The following is a 25,110-nucleotide window of genomic DNA, read 5'->3' as shown; positions in this document are numbered from 1 at the left end:
CCTATGGTGACGCCGAATTAGGAGTGCCGATCAGGAGCGCAACGTGTCGAGCGGTTTGAAATTCGACTGGGAAGACCCTCTTCTTTTGGAAGATCAGCTATCGGAAGACGAGAAGCTGATCCGCGACACGGCCCGCGCGTTCGCCCAAGATAAGCTGCAGCCACACGTCATCGAAACCTACGCTGAGGAAAAGACCGATCCCGGCATCTTCCACGAGATGGGCGCGCTCGGTCTGCTCGGCCCGACGCTTCCCGCAGACTACGGCGGCTCAGATTCGAACTACGTCTCCTACGGACTGATTGCGCGCGAGGTCGAGCGCGTTGATTCCGGCTACCGTTCGATGATGAGCGTGCAGTCCTCGCTCGTCATGCATCCGATCTATGGCTATGGCAGCGAGGCGCAGCGCACAAAATATCTGCCCAAACTCGCCAGCGGCGAATGGATCGGCTGCTTCGGGCTGACCGAACCCGACGCCGGTTCCGATCCCGGCGGCATGCGCACGCGCGCGGAGAAGATCGACGGCGGTTACCGCCTCTCAGGCGCGAAGATGTGGATCACCAACGCGCCGATCGCCGACGTCTTTGTCGTCTGGGCAAAATCTCAGGCGCACGGCGACAAGATCAAAGGCTTCGTCCTCGAAAAAGGCATGAAAGGCCTGTCCGCGCCGAAGATCGCCGGCAAGCTATCGCTGCGCACCTCCATCACCGGCGAGATCGTCATGGACGGCGTCGAAGTCGCCGACGAGGCGCTGCTGCCGAACGCGGAAGGCTTGGCCGGCCCGTTCGGCTGCTTGAACCGTGCCCGCTACGGCATCGCCTGGGGCGTGCTTGGCGCCGCCGAGTTCTGCTTCCACGCGGCACGGCAATACACGCTCGACCGCAAGCAGTTTAACCGCCCGCTCGCGGCGACGCAGCTCGTCCAGAAGAAGCTCGCCGACATGGAGACCGAAATCACGCTCGGCCTGCAGGCGGCGCTGCGCGTCGGCCGCTTGCTCGACGATGGCAAGTTTGCGCCCGAAATGATCTCGCTGATCAAGCGCAACAACTGCGGCAAGGCCCTGGACATCGCCCGCATGGCCCGCGACATGCACGGCGGCAACGGCATTTCGGAAGAGTTCCAGGTCATGCGTCACATGCTGAACCTCGAAACGGTCAACACGTACGAAGGCACGCACGACATTCACGCTCTGATCCTCGGTCGCGCCATCACCGGACTGCAGGCCTTCGCATGACGACGTCTGAAAGTCCGAAACCGCTCGCGGGCCTACGCGTGCTGGAACTTGCCCGCGTGCTCGCCGGCCCCTGGGCCGGACAGACGCTTGCCGACCTCGGGGCCTCCGTCATCAAGGTCGAACGGCCCGACGGTGGCGACGATACCCGAGCCTGGGGGCCGCCCTTCATCGCCGATGACGATGGTCCCGGATCGGCGGCCTACTTCCACGCGACGAACCGCGGCAAGCGATCAATCGCGCTCGACTACGATAGCCCCGAAGGCCGTGAAGCGGCGGTCGCGCTCGCCAAACAGGCCGACGTCATCATCGAGAACTTCAAGGTCGGCGGCCTTGCCAAATACGATCTCGACTATCCGGCGATCAAAGCCATCAACCCCGGCGTCATCTATTGCTCGATCACCGGCTTCGGCCAGACGGGGCCGTATGCCCCGCGCGCAGGATATGACTTCATCGTCCAGGGCATGGGCGGCATCATGGACCTGACCGGCGCGCCGGACGGCGAGCCTCAGAAGATCGGCGTGGCATTTGCCGACATCTTCACCGGCATCTACGGCACCATCGGCATCCTTGCGGCCCTTAACCGCCGCAATGCGACAGGCGAAGGCGCACATGTCGACATGGCGCTGCTCGATACGCAGGTCTCGGTGCTGGCCAACCAGGCCATGAACTATCTGGCGTCCGGAACGCCGCCGCGCCGCCTCGGCAATGCGCACCCCAACATCGTGCCTTATCAAGTGTTCGAAACGGCCGATGGACCGATCATCATCGCCGCCGGCAACGACGGCCAGTTCGCGCGCGTCTGCGATCTGCTCGGACTCAAAAGCCTCGCTGCCGACGAGCGCTTCAAGACCAATGCCCGCCGCGTCACCAACCGTGCCGAACTGATCCCGCTTATCGCCGTTGAAATTGCAAAACGGACCGCAAGCGACCTGCTTGCGGCTCTGGAAGCCGCCGGCGTTCCGGCTGGTCCGGTCAACCGGCTCGACCAGGTCTTTGCCGATCCTCATGTCGTTGCGCGTGGACTACGCCAAGATCTTCATCGGCCCGGCGCGCCCCCCGTGCCCACCGTCCGCAGCCCCATCGTGATCGACGGAAAGGCGTGCTTCTCCACAATCGCAAGTCCGACACTCGGCGAGCATACCGATGTCATTATCGAGCGGCTCCGAACGAAGAACGATCCGTGGAGTGAGGAATAGGCGTTCAGCTCTTAGAGCGTAGCCGAGTGCTTGTCGTGAATGTCGTTGAACACGACTTGCGGCCCCGTAATGTCGGCATAGCTTTCTGCCGGAAGCGGCTTGCCGAACAGGTAGCCCTGAATTTCGTCACAACCGATAAGGCGCAACATCGCCAGCTGTTCCTGAGACTCAACGCCTTCGGCCACCACACACAGCCCCATCGCGCGCCCAAGCCCGATGACCGAATTGACGATCGCGGCCGCGTCTGAATTGTTGATCATGTCTCTAACGAAGCTGCGATCGACCTTGATGCGGTCGAACGGAAATGCCCTCAGCGTGCTGAGCGATGAATACCCGGTGCCGAAATCGTCCATCGCAACGCTGACGCCCAACCGCTTCAAGCGGCGCAAGATCGATGAAGCGGCGGCGAGATCCTGAATGAAGAGGCTTTCCGTCACCTCGATTTCGAGACGAGAGGGTTCAAGCCCCGTCTCGGCCAGCACATCGGTCACGAGTTGCACGAAATCGCTGCGCATGATCTGTGCCGCAGACACGTTTATCGCAACCCGAAACTTTTCACGCCATTGCGCCGCTTCCCGACAGGCTTCTCGTAATACAAATTCGCCTATCTCATGAATGGCGCCATTGGCCTCCGCGACCGGGATGAAACGATCCGGCGAGATCAGACCTGCGTCGGGATGCGCCCAGCGCACTAGAACCTCGAAAGCTGTGACCGATCCAGTTTTCGCATCGACCTGAGGTTGAAAGACAAGCGAGAGTTCCTGTCTCTCGACGGCAAGGCCTACGTCGCGTTCAAGCGACCGACGTTGACGCCGCTCGTACTCCATTTGCGGCTCGAACAATGCAAAGCGCGCACCGTTCCGTTTGGCGCGCAACAACGCCATCTCGGCGCGTTCGAGCAATTCGTCCTGATCTTCGCCGTCCTGCGGAAAACTAGCCACGCCAGCGCGCACATCGATCATGAACTCTTCGCCGCGCTCGACCCGATAGCGTCCGCGCAGACCCGAAACGATGGCTTCGGCGAATTGCTTGGAATCGGAATCGTCTGACGCCTTGGTTTTCACGACGACGAACTCATCTCCACCCATCCGCACGATGAGATCACAATCCAATGCCACAGAGCGCAGCACCTGGGCGACCTTGATCAGCGCCATGTCGCCGACGACACGGCCGTGAAGATCGTTGATTGCGCGGAATTCAGAGATATCGATATGATACACGGCAACGGCGCGCCGCATCTCGCTCGCCCGCTGCAGAATAATGCCAAGCCTGTTCTTGAGCGTGACGCGATTTCCAAGTCCGGTCAGTGGATCGAAGAACGCCAGATTATTGAGCCGCTTCCTCGCCTCGGAATTTTCGATGGCCATCGCGCAGAACTTGACGCATTCGCCCGCAATCTGACGTTCGAATAAATTGACGCCGCGCTTTTCCCGAAAATAGAAAGCGAAGGCACCAAGAACGCGTCCATCGGCAGCCTCGATCGGACACGACCAGCATGCCCGCAGATCGAAGGGCAAAGCGAGCGATTTATAGGGCGCCCACAGCGGATCCGTCTCGATGTCACGAACCTCAACGGCGCGGCGTAAATAAATGGCGGTCCCGCAAGATCCAACATTAGGCCCTACTCGAATGCCGGCAATCTGGCGCGCATATAAATCGGGGACGGAAGGACCGGCGACAAACGTCAGCCGCTCGTCGTCCACGCCCGAGATCGAGCAGATGACCCCCGGCGCCAGCGCCTCAACGCCGATACAGAAAGTTGTCAGGACATTCTCAAGCGAATCGCCCAGCGCAATTCCTACAAGAATTTCCTGCTGGAGAGCATGCAGCCGCTCTCCAACATGCATTTGGTCCGGAACTCTTACCTGCCCGGTCATTGCCCGCCGGCTATCACTCGTTAAATGCGCGAACGCGCATAGAGAAAAACTGCTCGAATATCGTCCAATAGAAAATGCAGCGAAAGAGTTTAAGAAACTAAAACTGGGGCGCGAAACAAGAATATCGTCCGAATAGTGAGCGATTGTATAATAAGTTCTTCAATATGACCGCATCTGTAAAAATCGCATACTTGGACCGCGCACTGATCCGATCTGCCCGGAAACGGCGGGAAATTAACCGTTGGCCCCACCACGCTGCCGTTCGGCGGTGCAAAAACATCCTGCCGGAGACAAATCCGGCGCACAGGTAAGCGCATGGCCGCCCTTAAGCACAAAGCTAGGAGGTGGGCAGCGTTCACCACCGTCAGTATCTTGCCCGATCCCGTACCTTATTGCCATTTTGTCAGTCGACGAACCGCCAAATTCGTGGCTTGGATCCGCCTAGTCGCAATATTGCCAAACTAACTCCGTGTCTCTGACCACAGCGTGCGTTTGAAAGGCAACGATTGAAACCTAACTGCCATCCAAAGTTGCCTTCCGCCGACGAAGGGCTTGGCCCTGCGACAAAGTTGAAATAACCGTCGGGCCGCCGATATAAGCCCTCGCAACATCCAATCATCCAACCCTCATCTGGTCTCTGAACAACATGCCTTTCACGCTCGACCGTCGACACGTTTTAGCCGGCGCTCTCACGACCACGGTTGCGGGATGGACGACCTCGGCCAGAAGCGACACACCTGTCGGTGCAGCCAACCTTGGCGCGCCGCAGCCGTTTTCCTTCGATGCCCTGAAGCAGCAGGCGAAGACGCTCTCGAAATCGCCGTACGTTCCGCCGCCGCAGCCCGACAAGTCCGATCCCTTGCGCGACATGACGTTCGATACGTTCGCTCAGGCCGTGTTCAAACCTGACATGGAGCTTTGGCATGGCGTCCCGGGCGCCCAGACCGTGCGATTGTTTCCGCAGGGCCGCTTCTACGCCGAGCCCGTTCGCATCTACGTGCTCGAAAACGGCTCGGCGCGGGAAGTTGTCTATAGTCCCGACTATTTCGATATGCCGGCCGATCATCCGCTGCGCAAACTGAAGAACGCCGGTTTCGCGGGGTTCCGCCTGATGAGCCGCGGCGGCGTCAGCGATTGGCTCGCCTATCTCGGCGCGTCCTACTTCCGTTCCTCCGATCCAAACGATCAATACGGCGGCTCGGCGCGCGGACTTGCCATCAACACCGGCAAACCGGAGGAATTCCCCCGCTTCACGAGCTTCTGGCTCGAACAGAACGGCAGCGGCATGACGATCTATGCGCTGCTCGAAAGCCAGAGCGTGACGGGTGCCTATCGCATGGACAGTCGACGGATCGAAGGCGGCCAAGGCGGCGCGCTGCAGGACATCGAGTGCGAACTCTATTTCCGCGCCCCTGTTGACATGCTCGGCATCGCACCGCTCACCGGCATGTTCTGGTATGGCGAAAACTCCGGTTTTACACGCGGCGACTGGCGGCCTGAAGTCCACGACTGCGATGGACTGTCGATGTGGACCGGCCGCGGCGAACGCATCTGGCGCCCACTCTCCAATCCGCCGCGCATCGTGACGAACAGCTTCGTCGACGAAAATCCGAAGGGCTTCGGATTGATTCAGCGCGACCGCAATTTCGAAAACTACCAGGACGACAGCTTGTTCTACGATCGGCGGCCGAGCATGTGGGTTGAACCCCTGTCGGGCTGGGGCAAAGGCTCCGTCAACCTCGTCCAGCTGCCGACGACCAACGAAACCGAAGACAACATGGTCGCCTTCTGGACGCCGGCGGAGCCCGTGGTTGCCGGCTCGGTCATCAACTCGCGCTATCGCTTGTTCTGGGGCATCGATTCCCCGCCGGTCGGTGATGTCGCGCGTATCGTGGCGACCCGGATCGGAATAGGTGGTCTCGGCGGCCGCGACCTTGACCTGCGCCATATCAAGCGAAATGCCAAGAAATTCATGATCGATGTCGAAGGCAAGACGCTTGACGATGAGACCCGCTATGGCGGCACCAAAACCGTGGTGACGACGAGCCACGGCACGCTGAGCGGCATCGAGGCCTTCCCGGTTGTCGGCACCAACCGCTGGCGCATGATGTTCGACCTTAGTGACCTGAACGGCCAGCCTGCGGATCTCCGCGCCTATCTTGCGAAGGACGGCGAAGCCCTGAGCGAAACCTGGATCTATCAGGCCTTCCCCTAAGCGAAGTTTCCGGCCAGCGATTTGTGTTGTAGCAGCCGCACAGCCCAAAGCTGTGCGGTGCAATCCATTTTTGACCTGGCGCAGATCGCCGGGAGGCGTCTTGCGCCGTGATTTTGCTGCGACAGAGCGCCTTTTTGAGGCACACTCCTGCCCAATCCCTGAGCGCTAAAATGCTGAAAACGCTTTGGATATACCGTTTACGCATAACGGTTATTCCGCCACCAAGCGTTGCAGAAAAAGCCCATTTCGCAGATGCAAAAGAATTGCCGGGGCGGCGATTGATGGAAAAGGTGCGATGGGCAAACCCGAATTCATTGGCAAGAAGTCGAAAGCCGCTGGCGGCTGGGGCGCACTGAAAAGCTGCGGGAAAAAACTTCTCGCAAGCGGCGCGCCGCTGTCCGGCGCCGTCACGATGCTAAAGGCCAACCAGCCCGACGGTTTCGATTGCCCGGGGTGCGCATGGGGCGATCCCGAGCACGGCTCATCGTTTGAGTTCTGCGAGAACGGCGTCAAGGCCGTCGCCTGGGAATCGACGGACAAGCGCGTCCATCCCGACTTCTTCAAAAGCCACACCGTCACCGAGCTTCGCACCTGGACCGACTACGAAGTCGAACGCGCCGGCCGCCTGACCAACCCGATGCGTTACGACCGCGCAACCGACCGCTACGTTCAAGTCACCTGGGACGAGGCTTTCTCGGAAATTGGTCAGGTCCTGCGGAGCCTCGACAGTCCCGACCGCGCCGAGTTCTACACCTCCGGTCGCGCATCCAACGAAGCCGCCTATATTTATCAGCTCTTCGTCCGCCTCTACGGCACGAACAATTTCCCCGATTGCTCCAACATGTGCCACGAGGCGAGTGGCGTAGCGCTTGAGCAAGCCGTCGGCATCGGCAAGGGCTCCGTTCTGCTCGAAGACTTCGAGAAGGCCGACGCGATCTTCGTCATTGGGCAAAACCCCGGCACCAATCACCCGCGCATGCTGGGTGATCTCCGTCGTGCCGCGCTACGCGGCGCCAAGATCGCGGTCTTCAATCCGGTCCGCGAAAAAGGACTTGAGCGCTTCGCCGACCCACAAGACAAGCTCGAAATGATCACCGGCGGCAGCACTGCGATCGCCAATGAATATTATCAGGTCCGTCTCGGCGGCGACATGGCCGCCATCCGCGGTATCGCCAAAGCCGTGTTGGCAGCCGATGACGCCGCAATTGCCGCCGGGCACGCCTCGCTTCTCGATCGCGCATTTCTGAAGCAGCACACAACCAGCTTCGAAGCCTATCGCGCCGCCGTCGATGCGACGACGTGGGAACATATCGAAGATCAGTCCGGCATGTCGCGCGAGCAGCTCGAAGGACTGGCGAAAATCTATATCGAATCCAATCGCACGATCTGCACATGGGCGATGGGTGTCACCCAGCACCGCCACTCGGTGCAGACGATCCGCGAGATTGCAAATTTCCTGTTCCTCCGCGGCAATGTCGGTCGCCCCGGCACCGGTCTATGCCCTGTGCGCGGCCACTCTAATGTGCAGGGCGACCGCACGGTCGGCATCAACGAAAAGCCGTCGAAGGCTTTCCTTGACGCGATGGAAAAAGAATTCCGCGTGCCTATGCCCCGCAATCCCGGCCATAACGTTCTGGCCGCCATCGGCGCCATGCTCGACGGCACGGCGCAAGCGTTCATCGGCCTCGGCGGCAACTTCGCCCGCGCGACGCCCGACAGCCCGTTGATCGCCAAAGCGCTGATGAACCAGAAGCTGACGGTCAACATCGCAACCAAGCTCAATCATGGCCATCTGCTGCCGGGCGAAGTGAGCTATGTGCTCCCTTGCCTCGGCCGCACCGAGATCGACCGCAACTCCGATGGCGTCGCGCAGATCGTGACGGTCGAAGATTCGATGAGCATGGTGCATGGCTCGGGCGGCATCAACAAACCGGCTTCGCCAGAGCTGAAGTCTGAAATCGCCATCATTGCGGGTATCGCCGAAGCGACCGTCGGCTCCGAGATCGTCGACTGGAAAGGCCTCGCCCACCATTACGATCGCATCCGCGATCTGATCGCGCGAACCATTCCTGGCTTCCACGACTTCAACACGCGCGTTCGCAAGCCACGCGGCTTCCGCCTGCCGAACGGCCCAGCCGAACGCATCTGGAATACGCACTCGGGCAAGGCGACGTTCTCGGACTGCGAGCTTCCCGTAAAGACCGAGCATCAGCGCGCGCTCGGCGAGCACGGGACGTTCGTGCTTCAGACGTTCCGCTCTCACGACCAATATAACACCACGGTGTACGGCCTCGACGACCGCTATCGCGGCATCTACGGTGAGCGCCGCGTCGTATTCGTCAACCCGGACGACCTCGCCGAGATCGGCGCCAATGCCGGTGATCGCGTCGATATCATCGGCCTGCACGACGATGGCGTCGAACGCATCGCCGAAAGCTTCCGAGTCGTGCCCTATCAGCTGCCGCGCGGCTCCGTCGCCGGGTACTATCCGGAATTGAACGTGCTCGTACCGATTTCAACGGCGGGTGAACTCAGCGATACACCGACGTCAAAATCGGTTCTCGTGACCTTCCGGCTGTCCGAGCAAGCTCAGACCGCATGAGCTCTGCGCCTGAAAGCGAACTCACCGAAGACGGTTTTCTCGAGGCCGTCTCTGCCATCCGCTTTATCGCGCCCGATCTTTCACCGATCGGCGCGGCGATGCTGGCTGCCATTCATTTCGACATCGCCAACGACAGTCGCGCCTTTTCACTGAAGCTCGGCGTCGAGCATGCTCTGACCCTTCGCGAAGTCACGGCACTATCGAGCCCCGAGCTTGGACTTTTGAATATCGTCAGTCGTAGTGAGCGCACACAACGCACGCACTTTGCGTTGACTGACAAAAGCAATCAGCTCATTGCACGCGCATTCGCTTCAAATTGAACGAATGCCGCGCCGATATCGCTCGCGACAATGTGATGATCTCTGAAACGTACTTTCTCTCACACTGCGGAAATGCACGCATTCTTGCGATGAACACCGACCAATCGGCATATGCTCTCCAGCAATGCGTATAGAGCTGATGGCTTCAGTGTCTTCGATCTGACGTGAGCATGTGCTACGGTGTTGCGTGTGGGGGAAGAAAGTTCGGGAGTGAACTGATGGACTCTTCTCGCGCGTACCTGCCAGACGCACTCGATCGCATGACGATCGTCCTCCAACGCGCCGCCAAAGAGCTCAATCTCGCTGGCTTGCCGTCTTCAGAAAAAGAGCGACTGGCTGCCTGCATTCTCTCAGTCGGCAACACATATACCGACGTCAATCGCCTGCTCGAAAAATCGGTCCGCATTTATCTTCGCGCCCGCACGGCGAGCATCACGCAGCGACGTCAGCCTGCTGAAGTGACGGCCTTCTTCTAATCTTGTGTCGGCGCCAAACTCGGAATCACGTCGTTATCGGCATCCGTTTGCGTTACGACGCCGTTTCGTTCCGACAAGCTCTTGTCGTTATCGATGCTGTAGCCGACCGCAAACAGCATCCCGAGCACAAAAACGGCCAATAGCCAAGGGAACGGGCCGTGCTCCGTTACACCGTCTAAGCTGCGTTGCGTTGATCGAGGCGTTCGGACCATACGTCCTCCGGAACGTTTCTTTCGTTTCCTCCGAACCCGCCATCATCGTCGAAGTTCCACGCTTTCAATATTTGCAACGCAGCTCCAGAGCGCGCCAAATCACCACGGTCGAGCGAATTGGATAATTTCGAACTGAGCCGGGCTCAGTGCCCGCTCCACGGCATGATCGGAACCGTCGAAATGGCATTATACGGCGAGCCATCGACCAGCCGGTCGCTGATCGCGACGTAAACCAACGTGTTGCGCTTTTTGTCGATAGCTCGGTAAACGTGCGTGTGCTTGAAGAACAGCGACGTGCTTTCCGAATAGACTTTCTCTTCGTCGGCGAGCTTCGCAATGTCGACGGTGATCGGGCCGACTTGGCGGCAAGCGATAGAAAATCTCGACGGATCTTCAGCGATTCCGAACGTGCCCTTGAGACCGCCCGTCCTAGCCTGACTGATGTGGCAAGCCACGCCAGGAACTTTAGGATCGTCAAAAGCGCTGATGCAGACTTTGTCGTTGGCGCCGATCAGCCGGAACGTCGTGCTGATGCAGGCGATGTCATCCGCCCTGGCGCCCGGAGCGTTGGCCATCCAAAGCCCGAGAGCTGCCACCAACCAAGTATATCGCATCAAATATCTCCATTCCGGTCGTTCGTCGAAGAATGGAGAAGTGGCCATTACCCAAGAAACGCGCAAGGCCGAGGCGCGCTTGGGCGCGCCGTCAGCCCGCAGCGATCAAGCGCTCAAGCTCGGCAAGATAAACCTGATCGACCTCGCGCATTTCGCTCGTCAGGTTTTCATTGTGAAGCCGCTCCTCGGCCTCAGCCTTTTGCAGCCTGAGCAGATCCAGCAATCCCATTCCCGCCTCCATGGTAGCTTCCAAAAAGGCTACACCGAACCATGCTCTGCGCGAAGAAAAGCGCAGAGCATGCAGGATTTATGTTGTGGATTGTCGATTCGCTCTAAACGCGGATACCGCTACCTTCGTTGCTTGAGATAGCGCGCCGGAACTTCGCCCGCATCAACCAGCGCCTGCACGCATTCAGTGGAGAGCACGCGGCGATTGCTCTCGAAGCAACGGCGAAGCTCCGCGCTTCCCTGCTTGTACTTCGCGCAGAGGCTCCCATAGTCTGCCGAACAGGCGTCCTTGACCTTCTGCGAATAGGCGAGGGCCGGTGTGCTCGCGAGGCCAACCGCACCTGCGGCAATTACAAGGTTCAGCGCGATTTTGCTTTTCTTCATTGCGTCCTTCCCAACAACTTGCCCCTCAACTTCTTAACCCGATTTGCCAATGCCACGACATTGGTTTCCACGTTATGCATTTTGCACGGATGGAGGCTAATGTGGCACTTCGCGCCATGAACCTGCGATGAACCCGCATTGTCTCGGCCGCATCTTGCAACCCATTTCAAGATAACCATATTTTTGCCGCGATGAACCTTCGCGTTTGCTGGCCGCCAGAAAGCCCTTAAAGTCGTTGGGATGTGCGGTTGTACTGGATTTGGTTCGCAAATCTTCGGGACAGGGTCGCGATGACGGACGGACTGAGCATTGGTTGGCGTTGGAAATCGCTACGCAGCGGCATCTGCGGCGGCGCCGTATTGGCTATGTCGCTGCTTTCGAATTCCGCCGCCTACGCCGTTAGCGATCGCGTCAAAAGTGCCTGCCGAAACGACTATTTTCAACATTGCAGCCAATACATGGTCGGCAGTGAAGAGCTTCGCCAATGCATGCGCAAGGTCGGCGAAGACCTCTCGACACCATGCCTTGTAGCCCTCGTTCAGGACGGCGAGATCACCAAGCAGGACGTTGAACGCCACAACGCCGCAAAGACTGCGGTCGAGAAGACCGGAACAGCGAAGACTGGGCCCACCAAAAAGACCAGGGTCGGCCAGGCGGCAAACGAAGCGATGGAAGACCCCAAGGCCGCGGCAGCCAAGGCAACAGCCGCTCAGACCGCCAAAACGCATAAGACGGCCGGCAAGAAAAAACATGCCAAGAAGACGGACGCGGAGAGCGCCGCGAAACCAAAGAGCGCAACTGAGCCAGCCGTGACGTCGGCCAAAACCCACCACTCCGGGAAGAAAACCAAATCGGCGAAATCGACGAAGGCAGCCAAGACGACCACCAAAAAACCGATCTCTGGCAAAAAGGCGAAGGCGACCGCGGCTAAGCCTGCAAAGCCTGCCGCAACCGCGAAGGCGAAAACTGCCGCGAAGACCGCCACGAAAAAGGCTTCGCACTCCAAAAAGACCGCCAATGCCGCTCACGCCAAAACCAAGTCCGCAAAGACGGCAAGCAGCGCCGGGACAGCCGTTAAAGCCAAGAAAACCTCAAAGAAAAAGAGCACGGCCAAACATGCAACAAAACCCGTTGACGCGACGGCGCCTTAAGGATTTTGACAAATCGCAAACGACCGCCGCGCAGGACAGGCGATCGTAGTCAGGCACTCCGCCCTTCAGGCCAGCCCAATGGGAGAATTCATGTCAGGCCATTTCCACGCTGTCGTTTGGATCGATCACCACGAAGCCCGCGTTTTCCACTTCAGCGCTTCAGAGGCCGATACCATCGTTGTCCATCCCAAGGATCCTGTCCGCCACATCCATCACAAGGCGAATTCCATCGGCAGCGGCCACGCGAGCGAAGATCAGGAATTTCTGCAAAATGTCACGAATGCGCTCGCAGATGCCGGAGCCATTCTCGTCACCGGCCCGGCCAACGAAAAGAACGTCCTTGTAAACCATATCGCACAGCACGCACCTGCGCTGAAGGCAAAGATCCAAGGCGTCGAAACGCTCGGCCATCCCACGGACGGTGAGGTGCTGGCGTTGGCACGCAAATTCTTCTGGGAAGACCACCAGGAACCGCCCCGCGTCAGCTAATTACGATGGGTCGAGCCTCCTATAGCGGCTTGCTTCGCGGCATTGCTAAAACGCCCGATTAACGGCGGCGCGGATAGCGACAGATCGCGGATAGCGCGCTAGATTTCCCCTCCAACGAGCAAAAACGTCGACGGACCGATCCCTAAGGGAAAAAGTATCTATGTCGAACAAAGACCCGATGAGCTGGATGTTGTCCGAGGCCGTCGAATCCCTCGCCCGCGCCGAACGCATGCATCGCCAGTTTTTCCGGCTGCAGCCTTCGGGGCCAGCGAACGAACCTTCGTGGGAACCGCCTATTGACGTTCTGGAGACCGAAACCGAAATCCTGGTGTTCGTGGCGTTGCCGGGCGTCGATCCCGACAACGTCACAGCCGCCATCGACAACGGCGTTCTTGTCGTCTCGGGACGCCGTGTCCTGCCGCGCGAGCTTCGCGACGCAATCATCCACCGCCTCGAACTGCCGCAGGGCCGCTTCGAGCGCCGCCTTCAATTGCCGGCGGGCCGCTACGTCGTGCGGCAGTTCGTACAAAATGGCTGCCTTGTCTTTTCGCTGACAAAGGCCGGTTGAGGGATTCCCAATGAAGACACTCGGTGAGACGAACCCACCCACCTCGGAAGGCTCTGCGCCTTCGAGTCAGGGCGCTACGCCGAACATTGCACTACCGTCGGACGCACTGATCCTCGTGCCGGTTCGCAAGCTTGTGCTTTTTCCGGGCCTCATTCTGCCGATCACCGTCGGTCGCGCGAAATCCATTTCCGCAGTTCAGCAGGCCGTGCGTGAGGAACGCCAGATCGGCATCGTCCTGCAACGCGATCCGGAAAACGATGATCCCGGCCCCGACGATCTGCACCGTGTCGGCACACTTGCCAACATCGTCCGCTACATCGCGGCGCCCGACGGAACGCATCACATCGTCGTCCAAGGCGTGCAGCGCATTCGCATCCTGGATTTCCTTCCCGGCACCCCGTTCCCGGTGGCTCGCGTAGTCAACATTCCCGAGCCCGAAACGCGCTCGACGGAAATCGAAGCGCGCTTCCGCAATTTGCAGGCCCAGGCGCTCGAAGCCGTTCAGCTTCTCCCGCAGGCGCCGCCGGAACTGATCGCGACGATCCAGAACGCGACATCCCCGGCCACCCTCGCCGATCTCGCGGCAGGCTACATGGACATCCCATCCGAGCAGAAGCAGTCCATCCTCGAAACTGTCGACCTCTCGACGCGCATAGACCGCGTCTCGGCGCTCCTTGCCGAGCGCATCGAAGTCATGCGTCTCACCCAGGAAATCGGCCGCCAGACCAAAGCTGCTTTCGACGAGCGTCAGCGCGAAGCCGTGCTGCGCGAGCAGATGGCCGCCATTCAGCGCCAGCTTGGCGAAGGCGACGGCAAATCGCAGGAGGTCGCCGAGCTGACGGAGGCCATCGCCAAAGCGAAAATGCCTCCCGAAGTCGAGAGCCAGGCCAAGAAGGAACTCGCACGCTATCAGCGCATGCCGGAAGCGGCAGGCGAAGCAGGCATGATCCGTACCTATCTTGACTGGCTGATCGAATTGCCGTGGAGCTTGCCGGAAGTAAAGCCGATCGACATCGCCGAAGCCCGGCGCATCCTCGATCAAGATCACTTCGGCCTCGAAAAGATCAAGACGCGCATCATCGAATATCTCGCGGTGCGTAAGCTGGCCCCTCAGGGCAAGGCTCCGATCCTGTGCTTCGTTGGTCCTCCAGGCGTCGGCAAGACGTCACTCGGTCAGTCGATCGCGCGCGCCATGGGCCGCCCGTTCGTACGCGTCAGCCTCGGCGGCGTTCACGATGAAGCCGAAATCCGTGGCCATCGCCGCACGTATGTCGGCGCGCTGCCGGGCAACATCATTCAAGGCATCAAGAAAGCCGGGGCGCGCAATTGCGTCATGATGCTCGACGAAATCGACAAGATGGGCCGCGGCATCCAGGGCGATCCGTCAGCCGCGATGCTGGAGGTCCTCGATCCTGAACAGAACAGCACCTTCCGCGACAACTATCTCGGCGTGCCGTTCGACCTGAGCCGCGTCGTTTTTATCGCGACAGCGAACATGCTGGACACAATTCCTGGCCCGCTGCGCGACCGCATGGAGATCATCAGCCTTGCGGGCTATACGGAAACGGAAAAGTTGCAGATCGCGCGCCGCTATCTCGTCAAACGCCAGCTCGAGGCCAACGGCCTGAAGCCGGAGCAAGCCGATATTGACGACGAAGCAATCGCCGCGATCATTCGGGGTTACACCCGTGAGGCCGGCGTCCGCAATCTCGAACGCGATATCGGTCAGGTGTTCCGCCACGCCGCCGTGCAGATCGCGGAAGGCAGCACCCAGCATGTCCATATCGGCGTCGCGGACGTCAGCGCGACGCTTGGACAGCCACGCTTCGAGAACGAAGTCGCCATGCGCACCAGCGTTCCGGGCGTCGCGACAGGCCTAGCCTGGACACCCGTCGGCGGCGACATCCTCTTCATCGAAGCGACCCGCGCACCCGGCAAAGGCGGCCTTATCCTGACCGGCCAGCTCGGAGACGTCATGCGTGAAAGCGCCCAGGCGGCGATGACGCTCGTCAAGAGCCGCGCGACCTCGCTCGGTATCGATCCCGCCATTTTCGAACGAAACGATATCCACGTGCACGTCCCCGCCGGGGCTACGCCAAAGGACGGCCCGAGCGCGGGCGTCGCGATGTTCATGGCGCTCGTCTCGCTGCTGACGAACCGCACGATCCGCAGCGACACCGCAATGACTGGCGAAATCTCGCTGCGCGGGCTCGTGTTGCCGGTCGGCGGCATCAAGGAGAAAGTTGTTGCAGCAGCCGCGGCCGGCATCACCCGCGTGATGCTACCCGCGCGCAATCGCCGAGACTACGACGACATCCCGGAGGATGCCCGCAAGCACCTGGAGTTCTTCTGGCTCGAACGCGTCGACGATGCTGTAGCTGCAGCGCTCGAAAGCGCGCCTTCCGAGAAAGTGGAAAGCTGATACTGCCGCTCGCCGAGCGATAGGGAATTGCAATTGCGGCCAAGCTCTAGCAACCATACGGCAAATGAGCGAAACCGCACTTTCCAAAAAAGTTGTCTACGCCGCCCTCATCGGCAATCTGCTCGTCGCCGCCACTAAATTTGTCGCCGCGGCGGCGACCGGAAGCTCGTCGATGCTGAGCGAAGCGGTTCATTCGCTGGTCGACACCGGCAACGAAGCTCTGCTGCTCTATGGCTATTTCCGCTCCAGCCGCCGACCCGACGACTCGCATCCCTTAGGATACGGTCGCGAACTCTATTTCTGGAGTTTCATTGTCTCGTTACTGCTGTTCGCGATCGGTGCGGGCGTGTCGATCTATGAAGGCATCGCTCATATCATCGAGCCTAATCCGATCACTAATCCGGCCGTCAATTATATCGTATTGGCGCTGTCGGCGATCTTCGAAGGCGCGTCTTGGTGGATCGCTTTGAAGCGGTTCGGCAAGCTCAAAGGGCGGCGCAGTTATTGGGAAACGGTGCGCGACAGCAAAGATCCGCCCTCGTTCATGGTGCTGTTCGAAGACACTGCAGCGCTCATCGGTATTGCAATTGCGGCGGCCGGAAACTTCGCCGCACAGCATTGGGATATTTCCTGGGTCGATGGCGCAGCGTCGATTCTCATCGGCATCGTTCTCGCGATCGCCGCGACTGTCCTTGCCCGCGAAAACAAGGCGCTCCTTATCGGCGAGCGCGCCAGCGACGAAGTGATCAATTCGATCCTCTCGCTCGCGATCGGAGAACCGAGCGTCGATGGTGCCAACAACGTCTTCGCGCTGCATTTGGCGCCCGATCAGATTCTGGTCGCACTGAGCCTAGAATTCTCCGATGAACTTCGCACACCGCAAATTGAAGCCGCCGTCGTCCGTCTCGAAGAGCGAATTCGCGCCAAGCACCCGGAGGTCATATCGCTCTTCATCAAGCCGCAGACGCGCCGCACGTTCGAAAAAATGCGCGCAGAATTCTACGGCGATAGCGAAGAAACCGGCTGACGACGCAACAGCGGAAACGTCGTCGACGTCGACCTTTCAACAGCCAAAACCCGGCGATCGCGGGGTTGCGTGCGATTGTGCGTAACGCGCATCGAAGCGGCAACGTAACGCTTCTGTATGTTCCCAGTGCCCCCAACCCTTCGCATGTGCCCGCCAAACTACCGGTCCAGCCAATCCGCCTCCTTCATGGAACGAGGACACGAACCGTGAAAGCTTTTATTATCCTCGCCCTCGCAGTCTCTTTCTTGGCGGCCGATGCCGCGCAGGGGGCTCCCTTGGAATCGACGTCCGCTTCGACGACTTATCACCGCGTTGCGATCGACGGCATCGGCATATTCTATCGCGAGGCCGGCCCGAAGAACGCACCGGCGATCGTTCTGCTGCATGGCTTTCCGTCGTCCTCTCGCGAGTTCGACACGCTCATTCCTCTGCTCGCGACGCGCTATCATATGATCGTACCGGATTTTCCGGGCTTCGGCCAGAGCGACGCGCCCCCACCGTCAGCTTATGCTTACACGTTCGATCATCTAGCGAACACGATGGACGCGTTCCTCGATCAACTCGATATCAAGACGTACTCGTTCTATCTCCACGATTATGGTGGACCTGTAGGATTCCGCATCATGCTCGCGCATTCGGAGCGCGTTCAGTCGCTCATCATCCAGAACGCGAACGTCTACCAGGAAGGTCTGGGAACCAAGTGGGCGACTATCGCAAAGTACTGGTCCGATCCGAAATCCCACCCCGAGGTATTTGAAGCATTTGTTTCGCGGACAGCGACCGAGCAGCGCCACACCTTGGGCACATCGCATCCGGAGCGTTACAATCCAGATACGTGGACGGACGAGTACGCTCATCTCTCAAAACCCGGACAGCACGCCATACAATCCGCGCTTCTCTATGATTATCGCACGAACGTTGCATCCTATTCGGAATGGCAAGCGTGGCTGCAGGCGCACAAGCCGCCGACGCTGGTGGTGTGGGGACGGAATGATCCCTCGTTCATTGCGCCGGGTGCCGAAGCATTCAAGCGCGACCTACCCGATGCCGAAATACATTTGCTTGATGCAGGACACTTCGCGCTGGACGAGAAAAATGACGACATCGCTCGTCTGATACTCCAATTCCTGGCGAAACATGTCGACCGGGCCGCGCCCTAAGAAGCGGCGGCACCCTCCGGGCGGCAAGTAACAAACCGATCCCAATGCACGTAGTGCTCGATGGCAGGGCAGTCATGCTTGCCGCGATCTCTCATGTTCGCTCAGCTTTCCAAGTATTCAACCCGGAGCATCCGATGACCCCCCGCATCGCAATCATATTAACCGGCGTCTTGATCGCCGCAGGAAGCAACGTCGCGCAGGCAAAGCCTCACGCCAAGAATCCCGATAAGGCACAGATCGTCGCCGTAGATCGCTTCAGCGCCAAGGCGGCGCATTTACAATTGCGCACCTCAACCAATGGCATCCCGGGCCCCAATAAGCCCGTCCATTTCGACAAAGGCCCTTTCATTACCACCGGACTGTCACCGACCACGGGCAAGCCGGTGCGCTATTACAATTTCGATGTCCAGAATCTGACCCCTGCTCCCGTTTATGTCTTCTATCGCAAGGGTGAGAAAAGCCCGATCTCAGATCAGCTCGACATCATCGACAATCTGCCGGGAGAAAAGGGCTATAACGATTTCCGCCAGGTCTACAAAGTCTCGGTTCCATCCGATTATGTGGCGAATTCAATCACCGATAAAACTCAATTGCGCCAGTACGGTTACACGATCGAGAAAACCGATACCCTGTTCAACATGCCTGTGGTTCCCGACAAATCGGTTGCGAGACAACGTTTGAACGGTGAGAGCGCCGAACTGCAGCGCGCCTGGTACAAGGGCAAAGTTGCGAAGTATTTCGCTTTCAACGAAGCGCCGCTTTCTGTGGCTGGGGCGGACGTCCCCATTTCGCCGATCTACGTAACTTTCAATGTCAATCCCAATGAGCCGAAGGGCGGTCCAGGTTCGGGTTTCCGCAGCGAACCCAACTCCCCGCAAACCCACAACGTCCCAGCCACGCTTCCGGGCGAAGAAGGTTATTCGCCGCTGTGGTCGGTCAACGTCTACGACAATGCCGATTGGTCGAAAGTCAGCAATCTGGATACCGCGCAGAACGCCAAATTGCTCGGCCCAGGGGTCGCAAACGTGAATTGCCCGATCGTTTTCGTCACCCCTTGAGGTGACAAGAATGCGGAGACCACCGGGGCCTCTGACACTCCCGCACTTCGCCGCGCGTGAGCCGCGTTACCGGCCACGCCGGCGAATTGGCCCTATAAGCTGACCGCGGGATGACGGCATCGTCGTCCCGAGATCAACAGAAGTTGAGATGGTTCACGCCGTGCGCGGAGCTTGCTGCGCAGAAACCAACGGGCGAGCGAAACGGCTCGCAATGACGGACAGAATCAACAACCCAGCAAACGAAAGGGCGTTGACTTCAAACACTCGGGCGACGGTTGCGACCGAGAAGGCATCATCCGAGCTTCCGAGCGGGATGCCTGCGACGTAGAGCGCCAGCTCATAGGCAGCGAAAGCCAGCAAGAACGAGACGGTCAGAAGCACCGGCCAAGCGCGGGTCATCCCAGTTGCAAGCCGAGCAGCAGCGAATGCAGCGATCGTTGCGATCGCCGCGCCCCAGGCATACGACTCGAACGTGTGCGGATAGCTCAGGAACGCATAACCGACGATCTGGTTGGTGAGCCATGCCGTGACGACGAGCGCCAATCCCGTGCGGGCATCCATTCGTGTCGCCGCCAGCGCTGCAATAGCGGCGAGCGGCGCGGCGCAGGCGAACGCGAAGCTGCCGCCAACGCTCAAAGCTGCGATGAGCGCCACCCAAATGGCACTCAGGGCAAGCGAGGAGGAAAACGTTTGATCGTCAAATCGGGAACCAAATTTCATTGTCATGTCCTTCTGAAATCGTTCTCTGTCGGACGAAAGCGCCGGGACGGGAGGCTATCCGTAAATACCATAGCCGTCGCCCGCCAGAGAAGCCCTTAGTTCGTAAACCTGATACCGCCATAGGCGCCGATGCCGGTCGCCAGGAAGCCGTCAGGAATCTCGTAGTGCTCGTCGAAAAGGTTATCGATGCGGCCGTAGATGCTCATATTGTCGGTCAGCTTGTAGTCGGCCGCGACGTTGACCACCGTGAAGCTCGGCAAGATCTCGTTCTCGAATGTCGCGCGATTGATGTCGAGCGAGTCACCGTAGTAGAGCACCGCACCCGTCAGGAGCAGCTTGTCCGTCGGCGTCCATCCGAGAGTGACGCTCGCCTTGTTGTGCGGGCGGCGCAGAAGCCATCCGCCCGTATCTTCGTTGGTTGCCTGCGTGTAGGTATAATCCGCACGGATACGAAGATCCTTCGTCAAATCCGCTGAAATAAACGCTTCGACGCCATCCGTTTTCGCCTTACCGACATTGGCATACGTTGAAACGAAGGTCGTTGGATCGTAAGTGCTCTCGATCAGATCCGTGATGTCGTTCCGGAAGTAGGTCGCGCCAAACTGTGCGCGGCCACCAAAAATTGCTTGCTCGAAGCCGACATCGTAACCGGTATTTTCCTCCGGTTTGAGATCAGGGTTTCCATAGAAAAAGTAAGCGGGATAATCCTGAAACCGCTGGCTGAGGCTCGGCGCTTTGAAGCCTGTGCCAATGCTGCCCTTGATCTTGGTTCCTGTGCTCTCGATCACATAGGCCGGCGCAACGCGCCAAGTCGTGTGACCGCCGAAGTTCTCGTTATCATCGTAGCGCACGTTCGCCGCGACGAAGAGATTGCGAATGACCTCAGCCTGAAGCTCCGTATAGACACCGTTGTTCCACTCCTCGGCGAATGTGCGCTGGCCCTCATAGGAAGAACCACCGCCCGAAAAGACCTCATTGATCTGGCGGCCATCAAATTGCTCGATCTGATGTTCGGCGCCTGTAACCAGCGTATAGCCCGGCGCGAGGTTCCAAACATTGCGCCAATCGTACTTAACCCGGTCACCCTGATAGTAGTTGTTGCCCGTGAGGTTGACGTGGTCGATATTATCGGTCTGAGAGTTGGAATAATTGATGCCGAAATAGTTCGTCAGATTGCTGAACGTGCGCCAGACTACTTCGCTGCGCGAGTAAAAATCATCGACGTCGGAACCCGATTGATATGGCGCCGGATAGGATGTGTTTGTGAACGGATCGTAGGCGTCACCCGTGTAATGCAGCGTGCCGTCGGTGTATCGGGCGACGAGATTGACCGTCACATCCTTGGTGATATCGACACCGACTTTCGATGAGTAGGTCCAGTTATCGTATCGGTTCGAATGACGCTGCTCTCCCGGAAGAAGTAAATTCTCGGGCGTCACGGGGATGTCGTCGGCGCGAAAATGCGAGACATTGAAGTAGTAGTTGTACTTGTTCGTGCCACCGCTAATGCTCGCAGCCTGATTGAACGTCCCAAAAGAGCCGCCCTCTATCATTGCGGTCGTCTTCGGCGGACCATAGCCCCTCTTCGTGTAAATCAGGATCACGCCACCGAGCGCATCCGCGCCGTAAAGACCACTCTGCGGACCGCGCAAAACTTCAACGCGTTCGATATCCATGGCGAGCATCTGGCCCAGATCGAACGTGCGATTGGGTGTGGTCGGATCGCTGACGTCGATGCCGTCGATCAGAATCTTCGTGTGATTGGAGTTCGTTCCGCGCATGAACACCGACGTCTGACCGCCAGGACCGCCGGTCTGCACGATGTTAAGGCCGGGAACCATCTTCAAAACGTCAGGCAGCGTGCGGCGCTGTTGAGCCGCGATTTCTTTTGCGGTGATCACGGTGACGGAACTTCCGATCTGATCGACTGGCTCGGGCGTACCCGTTGGAGACACCGCGATGTCAGAGGAATCGGCGGTCGCCGAAGAACCGCTGGAATTCGAAACGGCCGGCGTTGAAACCTGTTGGGCCGCTGCCGGCGCGTTGACCTTTTTGGACGGCGCATCGCTGTCGTCGTCCGCCATGACGTTGACCGCCGGCAACTTGGTATTCGGCGAAGCTGGAACTTGCGCGCTCGCTTCCTGAGCTGAAATTCCAACTGTTGCAAAGGCGAACGCTATCCGCATTTTTCTCCGTCTTGACACGCGCAGCATGAGACCCCCGGTCGCTGAAATCGGGGTGAGTTTCCAATTCGATCTGCAGATGTGCGGGATACGAGCGCGCGGACTCTGCGACGCGGCTCTTGAAAGCTGCGTCCCATGAATGCCTGCACACTTGAAAGTTTTTATCCGCTCAGCATAACGACCTGCACGACCGAAGTGGTTGCCCACCGGTTGACATACAGCCGCCGCTACGGGTTTCCGCTCTACCGCGCCCTGCGCACGGGAGATGGGCAGCTTGTGCCGGCAGGTCTCCTGACTTGCGGCTCAGGCGTCTTCTCCGGCCTTCCCGAGGATCTCTAATGCAAGATCTTCAGTGGCTTTAGTCGGAGCCGACTCGCCGCTTACAGTTGCGAGGGCAGTCTCGGCATTGGCGCAAGAAGCGCCGCACCGCGTTCCCTTTTCATGACCGCTCAGCTTTCGCCGAGGGCCAACCGTCACGCTAACGATAAAGAAATAAGTCGGCCGAGCTGTCAATCCGGGATTTAAAGAAATTCAGCAGCACGCGTTTTGCGGATTTGCAATGCATTTGCCGCTGCCTTCCGGGAATCGGACAAATTCAGCATACGGATGTATCTCCCTGGATATTTTTCAAGGATGATTACGACCGGCGAGGATTGGCTTTTCTTTCTTCGCAACCTTTCGAGATCAGTGCTTCGACCATCACACGCGCACTGGATGAATAGCACGACCCTCCACTCCAAAGACACGCTCGTAGCGTTTCATTTCCGCGGACTCTCCCGTAGCTTTCGCGGAATTGTCAGACAGCTTGACCGCCGGTTTGCCATTGACGCGCGTGACCTTGCAGACAAGCGAGATCGCATCAAGACCAGGAGCGCCGTCCGGATCGCAGCCGCGAAAATCATTGGTGAGATTGGTGCCCCAGCCGAAGCTGGTTCGCACCCGCCCGTGAAAATGACGATACGTGTCTTCGATACTGTCGATATCCATACCGTCGGAGAAGATTAGTAGTTTTCCGCGCGGATCGACACCGTGCGCCTTCCACCACGCGATAATCTGTTCTCCGCCCTCGATCGGAGGCGCGCTGTCCGGGCGAAAGCCAGTCCATCCTGCAAGCCAATCGGGCGCACGCGCCAGAAAGGCTTTGGTTCCGAAAGTATCGGGCAACGCGATCAGCAGATTCCCGCGGTATTCCTGCCGCCATTGCTCCAAGACGCGATAGGGCGCCTTCGCCAAGTCCTCGTCACTATCTGCAAGAGCGGCTTCCACCATCGGCAATTCGTGAGCGTTGGTGCCGATAGCTTCTAAGTCGGCATCCATTGCAAGCAGCACATTCGACGTTCCGATGAAGTGTCCGTCCAGCCCTTCTTTCAGTGCTTCGACGCACCAACGTTGCCATAGAAATCCGTGCCGACGCCGCGTGCCGAAGTCGGAAACGACAACGTCCGGCAGAGCGCGCAGCCGCTCCACCTTCTGCCAGAGCTTCGCCTTGGCGCGCGCGTAGAGCACGTCGAGCGCAAAGCGACCCTTGGCGCGCATCGCGGCGCGCGACCTGAGTTCGTTGACGATCGCCAACGCCGGAATTTCCCACATGGTCGTGTGGGTCCAAGGCCCTGCGAAATCGAGTTCATACTGACCATCGACTTTGCGAAGCTCATAATCCGGCAACTGAAAATCGGCGAGCCATGCGATAAAGTCAGCACCGAACATCTGCGTTTCGCCGTAAAAGCTGTTACCGGCGAGCCAGATCAGCTCCTTCTTGGTAAAACGTAGAGCACGCGCATGATCGAGCTGAGCACGCAACTCGCCCTCATCGATGATGTCGGCAAGACGCACATCCTTCGAGCGGTTTATGAGCGAGAAAGTCACCCGCACGTCCGGGTGGACCTTGCGGATCATTTGCAGCATCAGCAATTTGTAGAAATCGGTATCGAGCAAACTGCGGATGATCGGATCGAGCCGAAAATTGTGATTGTAGGTACGCGTCGCAATGTCGGTGACGGTCATGATGTCAATCTAAGATGATGCGCTAAATGATGAGCTACAGCAAACGCCAAAGTTATCAGCAGCAATAGTGGATAAGCCCTGAAGCGCCATACCTCCAACAGTTCTATTTGCACATGGCATTGTGAAGCCGGTTCATCAGATCTACGGCATCCGTCACGGTATCTGGAGAGACCGCAGCCTCAAGAACCTCCTCAATCCGCATCACCTCAGCATTTGCCGCCTCGGCCTTCAGACGCCCTTTGGGCGTTAAACGCGCAAGCTGCCGGCGACCATGATGAGCGTCCTGTCGGCGCTCCACGAGCTTCCATCCTTCGAGCTTCGCCAAAACGCCCTGCATCGATTGCGGCGTTATGAATGCGCGCTCCGCAAGATCCGCGTTGGTCTGGTCCGGCCTCGCATTCAATTGGGCGAGCACCGCATATTGCGCAGGATTGAGCCCAAGGGGCTTTAAAGCCTCCTCCAAACGGCGATGCAGGGCATGCTGAGCAAGCTTCAGCCGGTAACCCAGCAGCGGGGTCATGTCCTTGTTCATTGCAATATCAGCCGCCTTATATTATATCAGGTGACTGATATTATCACCGCACGCCAAGGAGGCAACGATGAGCAGACTGACTGGACCCGATTTTATCGCCATCCAAACCGAAGACCTTCAAGCTGCCCGAGCCTTCTATGGCGACAAGTTGGGCCTGCCCCTGCTGCAAGAGACGCCCGAAGCGATCGTCTTCAACAGCAAGCCTGTTCCGTTCGCGGTCCGAAAGCCGCTGATGGATCTGGAAGCCGCTCAAGGAAAATTGGGCTGGGGCATTGCGCTATGGTTCGCCTGCGATGATGCCGACGCGCTGCACGAAGAATTAGAGGCAGCAGGAACACCCATCATCTTCTCGCCGAAGGACGGCCCATTCGGAAGGTATTTCGCGTTCCGCGATCCATTTGGCTACACGATCACGGCGCATACCGCATGACACGCTAATGG

General features: G+C 58.8%; 22 protein-coding genes and 1 riboswitch. Of the genes, 14 read left to right on the top strand and 8 right to left on the bottom strand.

Annotated features, from left to right (window positions below):
- Window positions 1-43 precede the first annotated feature (43 nt).
- Together ACLB1Z_RS02755 and ACLB1Z_RS02750 are read left to right on the top strand one after the other, a co-directional pair.
- On the top strand, window positions 44-1,231 hold the full coding sequence (locus ACLB1Z_RS02755) for an acyl-CoA dehydrogenase (RefSeq protein WP_409561937.1): 1,188 nt from the start codon (window positions 44-46) through the stop codon (window positions 1,229-1,231).
- The gene (locus tag ACLB1Z_RS02750; protein ID WP_409561936.1) at window positions 1,228-2,427 is read left to right on the top strand and encodes a CaiB/BaiF CoA transferase family protein; all 1,200 of its coding nucleotides are present in this window, start codon (window positions 1,228-1,230) and stop codon (window positions 2,425-2,427) included. Before ACLB1Z_RS02755 ends, ACLB1Z_RS02750 begins: the two co-directional genes overlap by 4 nt.
- Window positions 2,428-2,438: 11 nt before the next feature.
- Here the strand turns inward: ACLB1Z_RS02750 and ACLB1Z_RS02745 are convergent, their stop codons facing one another.
- Window positions 2,439-4,274 carry a putative bifunctional diguanylate cyclase/phosphodiesterase gene (locus ACLB1Z_RS02745; RefSeq protein WP_409561935.1) on the bottom strand — a complete coding sequence of 612 codons (1,836 nt, stop codon included), beginning with the start codon at window positions 4,272-4,274 and terminating at the stop codon, window positions 2,439-2,441.
- A gap of 676 nt (window positions 4,275-4,950) precedes the next feature.
- Here ACLB1Z_RS02745 and ACLB1Z_RS02740 point away from each other — a divergent pair.
- From ACLB1Z_RS02740 to ACLB1Z_RS02725, 4 genes are all read left to right on the top strand, one after another.
- Window positions 4,951-6,519 (top strand): glucan biosynthesis protein, encoded by a 1,569-nt coding sequence (locus tag ACLB1Z_RS02740; protein ID WP_013945944.1) that lies wholly within the window; start codon window positions 4,951-4,953, stop codon window positions 6,517-6,519.
- A gap of 295 nt (window positions 6,520-6,814) precedes the next feature.
- Complete coding sequence (locus tag ACLB1Z_RS02735) at window positions 6,815-9,121, top strand: FdhF/YdeP family oxidoreductase (protein WP_409561934.1); 2,307 nt, start codon at window positions 6,815-6,817, stop codon at window positions 9,119-9,121.
- Window positions 9,118-9,441 (top strand): hypothetical protein, encoded by a 324-nt coding sequence (locus ACLB1Z_RS02730; RefSeq protein ID WP_409561933.1) that lies wholly within the window; start codon window positions 9,118-9,120, stop codon window positions 9,439-9,441. The genes ACLB1Z_RS02735 and ACLB1Z_RS02730 overlap by 4 nt, the downstream gene beginning before the upstream one ends.
- A 218-nt stretch (window positions 9,442-9,659) precedes the next feature.
- A complete protein-coding gene (locus ACLB1Z_RS02725) occupies window positions 9,660-9,917 on the top strand; it encodes a hypothetical protein (protein ID WP_409561932.1) in 258 nt (85 codons plus the stop codon).
- Between the two features lie 355 nt (window positions 9,918-10,272).
- Here the strand turns inward: ACLB1Z_RS02725 and ACLB1Z_RS02720 are convergent, their stop codons facing one another.
- The 3 genes from ACLB1Z_RS02720 to ACLB1Z_RS02710 form a co-directional block, all read right to left on the bottom strand.
- The gene (locus ACLB1Z_RS02720) at window positions 10,273-10,743 is read right to left on the bottom strand and encodes a CreA family protein (RefSeq protein ID WP_409561931.1); all 471 of its coding nucleotides are present in this window, start codon (window positions 10,741-10,743) and stop codon (window positions 10,273-10,275) included.
- A 91-nt stretch (window positions 10,744-10,834) separates the two neighbouring features.
- Window positions 10,835-10,972 carry a hypothetical protein gene (locus ACLB1Z_RS02715; RefSeq protein WP_409561930.1) on the bottom strand — a complete coding sequence of 46 codons (138 nt, stop codon included), beginning with the start codon at window positions 10,970-10,972 and terminating at the stop codon, window positions 10,835-10,837.
- 119 nt (window positions 10,973-11,091) lie between these two features.
- A complete protein-coding gene (locus ACLB1Z_RS02710) occupies window positions 11,092-11,355 on the bottom strand; it encodes a hypothetical protein (protein ID WP_409561929.1) in 264 nt (87 codons plus the stop codon).
- Window positions 11,356-11,645: 290 nt separating this feature from the next.
- On the opposite strand from ACLB1Z_RS02710, the gene ACLB1Z_RS02705 reads away from it, so the two are divergent.
- The 7 genes from ACLB1Z_RS02705 (at window position 11,646) to ACLB1Z_RS02675 (ending at window position 19,230) form a co-directional block, all read left to right on the top strand.
- A complete protein-coding gene (locus ACLB1Z_RS02705) occupies window positions 11,646-12,506 on the top strand; it encodes a hypothetical protein (protein ID WP_409561928.1) in 861 nt (286 codons plus the stop codon).
- A gap of 90 nt (window positions 12,507-12,596) precedes the next feature.
- Window positions 12,597-12,995 carry a hypothetical protein gene (locus ACLB1Z_RS02700; RefSeq protein WP_013945934.1) on the top strand — a complete coding sequence of 133 codons (399 nt, stop codon included), beginning with the start codon at window positions 12,597-12,599 and terminating at the stop codon, window positions 12,993-12,995.
- Window positions 12,996-13,155: 160 nt separating this feature from the next.
- The gene (locus tag ACLB1Z_RS02695; RefSeq protein WP_409561927.1) at window positions 13,156-13,563 is read left to right on the top strand and encodes an Hsp20/alpha crystallin family protein; all 408 of its coding nucleotides are present in this window, start codon (window positions 13,156-13,158) and stop codon (window positions 13,561-13,563) included.
- Window positions 13,564-13,573: 10 nt separating this feature from the next.
- Window positions 13,574-15,985, top strand: a complete 2,412-nt coding sequence (lon, locus tag ACLB1Z_RS02690; protein ID WP_409561926.1) for an endopeptidase La — start codon at window positions 13,574-13,576, stop codon at window positions 15,983-15,985.
- Between the two features lie 64 nt (window positions 15,986-16,049).
- Window positions 16,050-17,012, top strand: a complete 963-nt coding sequence (locus ACLB1Z_RS02685; protein ID WP_409561925.1) for a cation diffusion facilitator family transporter — start codon at window positions 16,050-16,052, stop codon at window positions 17,010-17,012.
- 275 nt (window positions 17,013-17,287) lie between these two features.
- Window positions 17,288-18,172: an alpha/beta fold hydrolase gene (locus ACLB1Z_RS02680; RefSeq protein ID WP_409561924.1), complete on the top strand. Its 885-nt coding sequence runs from the start codon at window positions 17,288-17,290 to the stop codon at window positions 18,170-18,172.
- A 134-nt stretch (window positions 18,173-18,306) separates the two neighbouring features.
- Window positions 18,307-19,230: a hypothetical protein gene (locus ACLB1Z_RS02675; RefSeq protein WP_409561923.1), complete on the top strand. Its 924-nt coding sequence runs from the start codon at window positions 18,307-18,309 to the stop codon at window positions 19,228-19,230.
- Window positions 19,231-19,383: 153 nt separating this feature from the next.
- Here the strand turns inward: ACLB1Z_RS02675 and ACLB1Z_RS02670 are convergent, their stop codons facing one another.
- The 4 genes from ACLB1Z_RS02670 to ACLB1Z_RS02655 all read right to left on the bottom strand — a co-directional run bounded on the left by ACLB1Z_RS02670 (window position 19,384) and on the right by ACLB1Z_RS02655 (window position 24,669).
- Window positions 19,384-19,950: a hypothetical protein gene (locus ACLB1Z_RS02670; protein ID WP_409561922.1), complete on the bottom strand. Its 567-nt coding sequence runs from the start codon at window positions 19,948-19,950 to the stop codon at window positions 19,384-19,386.
- Window positions 19,951-20,045: 95 nt separating this feature from the next.
- A complete protein-coding gene (locus tag ACLB1Z_RS02665) occupies window positions 20,046-22,136 on the bottom strand; it encodes a TonB-dependent receptor plug domain-containing protein (protein WP_409561921.1) in 2,091 nt (696 codons plus the stop codon).
- A gap of 260 nt (window positions 22,137-22,396) precedes the next feature.
- Window positions 22,397-22,623, bottom strand: a riboswitch (cobalamin riboswitch).
- Window positions 22,624-22,832: 209 nt separating this feature from the next.
- Window positions 22,833-24,137: a nicotinate phosphoribosyltransferase gene (gene pncB / locus ACLB1Z_RS02660; RefSeq protein ID WP_409561920.1), complete on the bottom strand. Its 1,305-nt coding sequence runs from the start codon at window positions 24,135-24,137 to the stop codon at window positions 22,833-22,835.
- Between the two features lie 103 nt (window positions 24,138-24,240).
- A complete protein-coding gene (locus ACLB1Z_RS02655; protein WP_013945925.1) occupies window positions 24,241-24,669 on the bottom strand; it encodes a MarR family winged helix-turn-helix transcriptional regulator in 429 nt (142 codons plus the stop codon).
- Window positions 24,670-24,736: 67 nt separating this feature from the next.
- Between ACLB1Z_RS02655 and ACLB1Z_RS02650 the strand changes: the two genes are divergently transcribed.
- Window positions 24,737-25,099 carry a VOC family protein gene (locus ACLB1Z_RS02650; RefSeq protein WP_409561919.1) on the top strand — a complete coding sequence of 121 codons (363 nt, stop codon included), beginning with the start codon at window positions 24,737-24,739 and terminating at the stop codon, window positions 25,097-25,099.
- The last annotated feature ends 11 nt before the right edge of the window (window positions 25,100-25,110 follow it).

This window comes from Hyphomicrobium sp. MC8b, assembly GCF_905067615.1.
Taxonomy (GTDB): Bacteria; Pseudomonadota; Alphaproteobacteria; order Rhizobiales; family Hyphomicrobiaceae; genus Hyphomicrobium_B.
The sequence above is the reverse complement of the archived record's forward strand: the minus strand, read 5'-3'. Positions and strand labels throughout refer to the sequence as shown.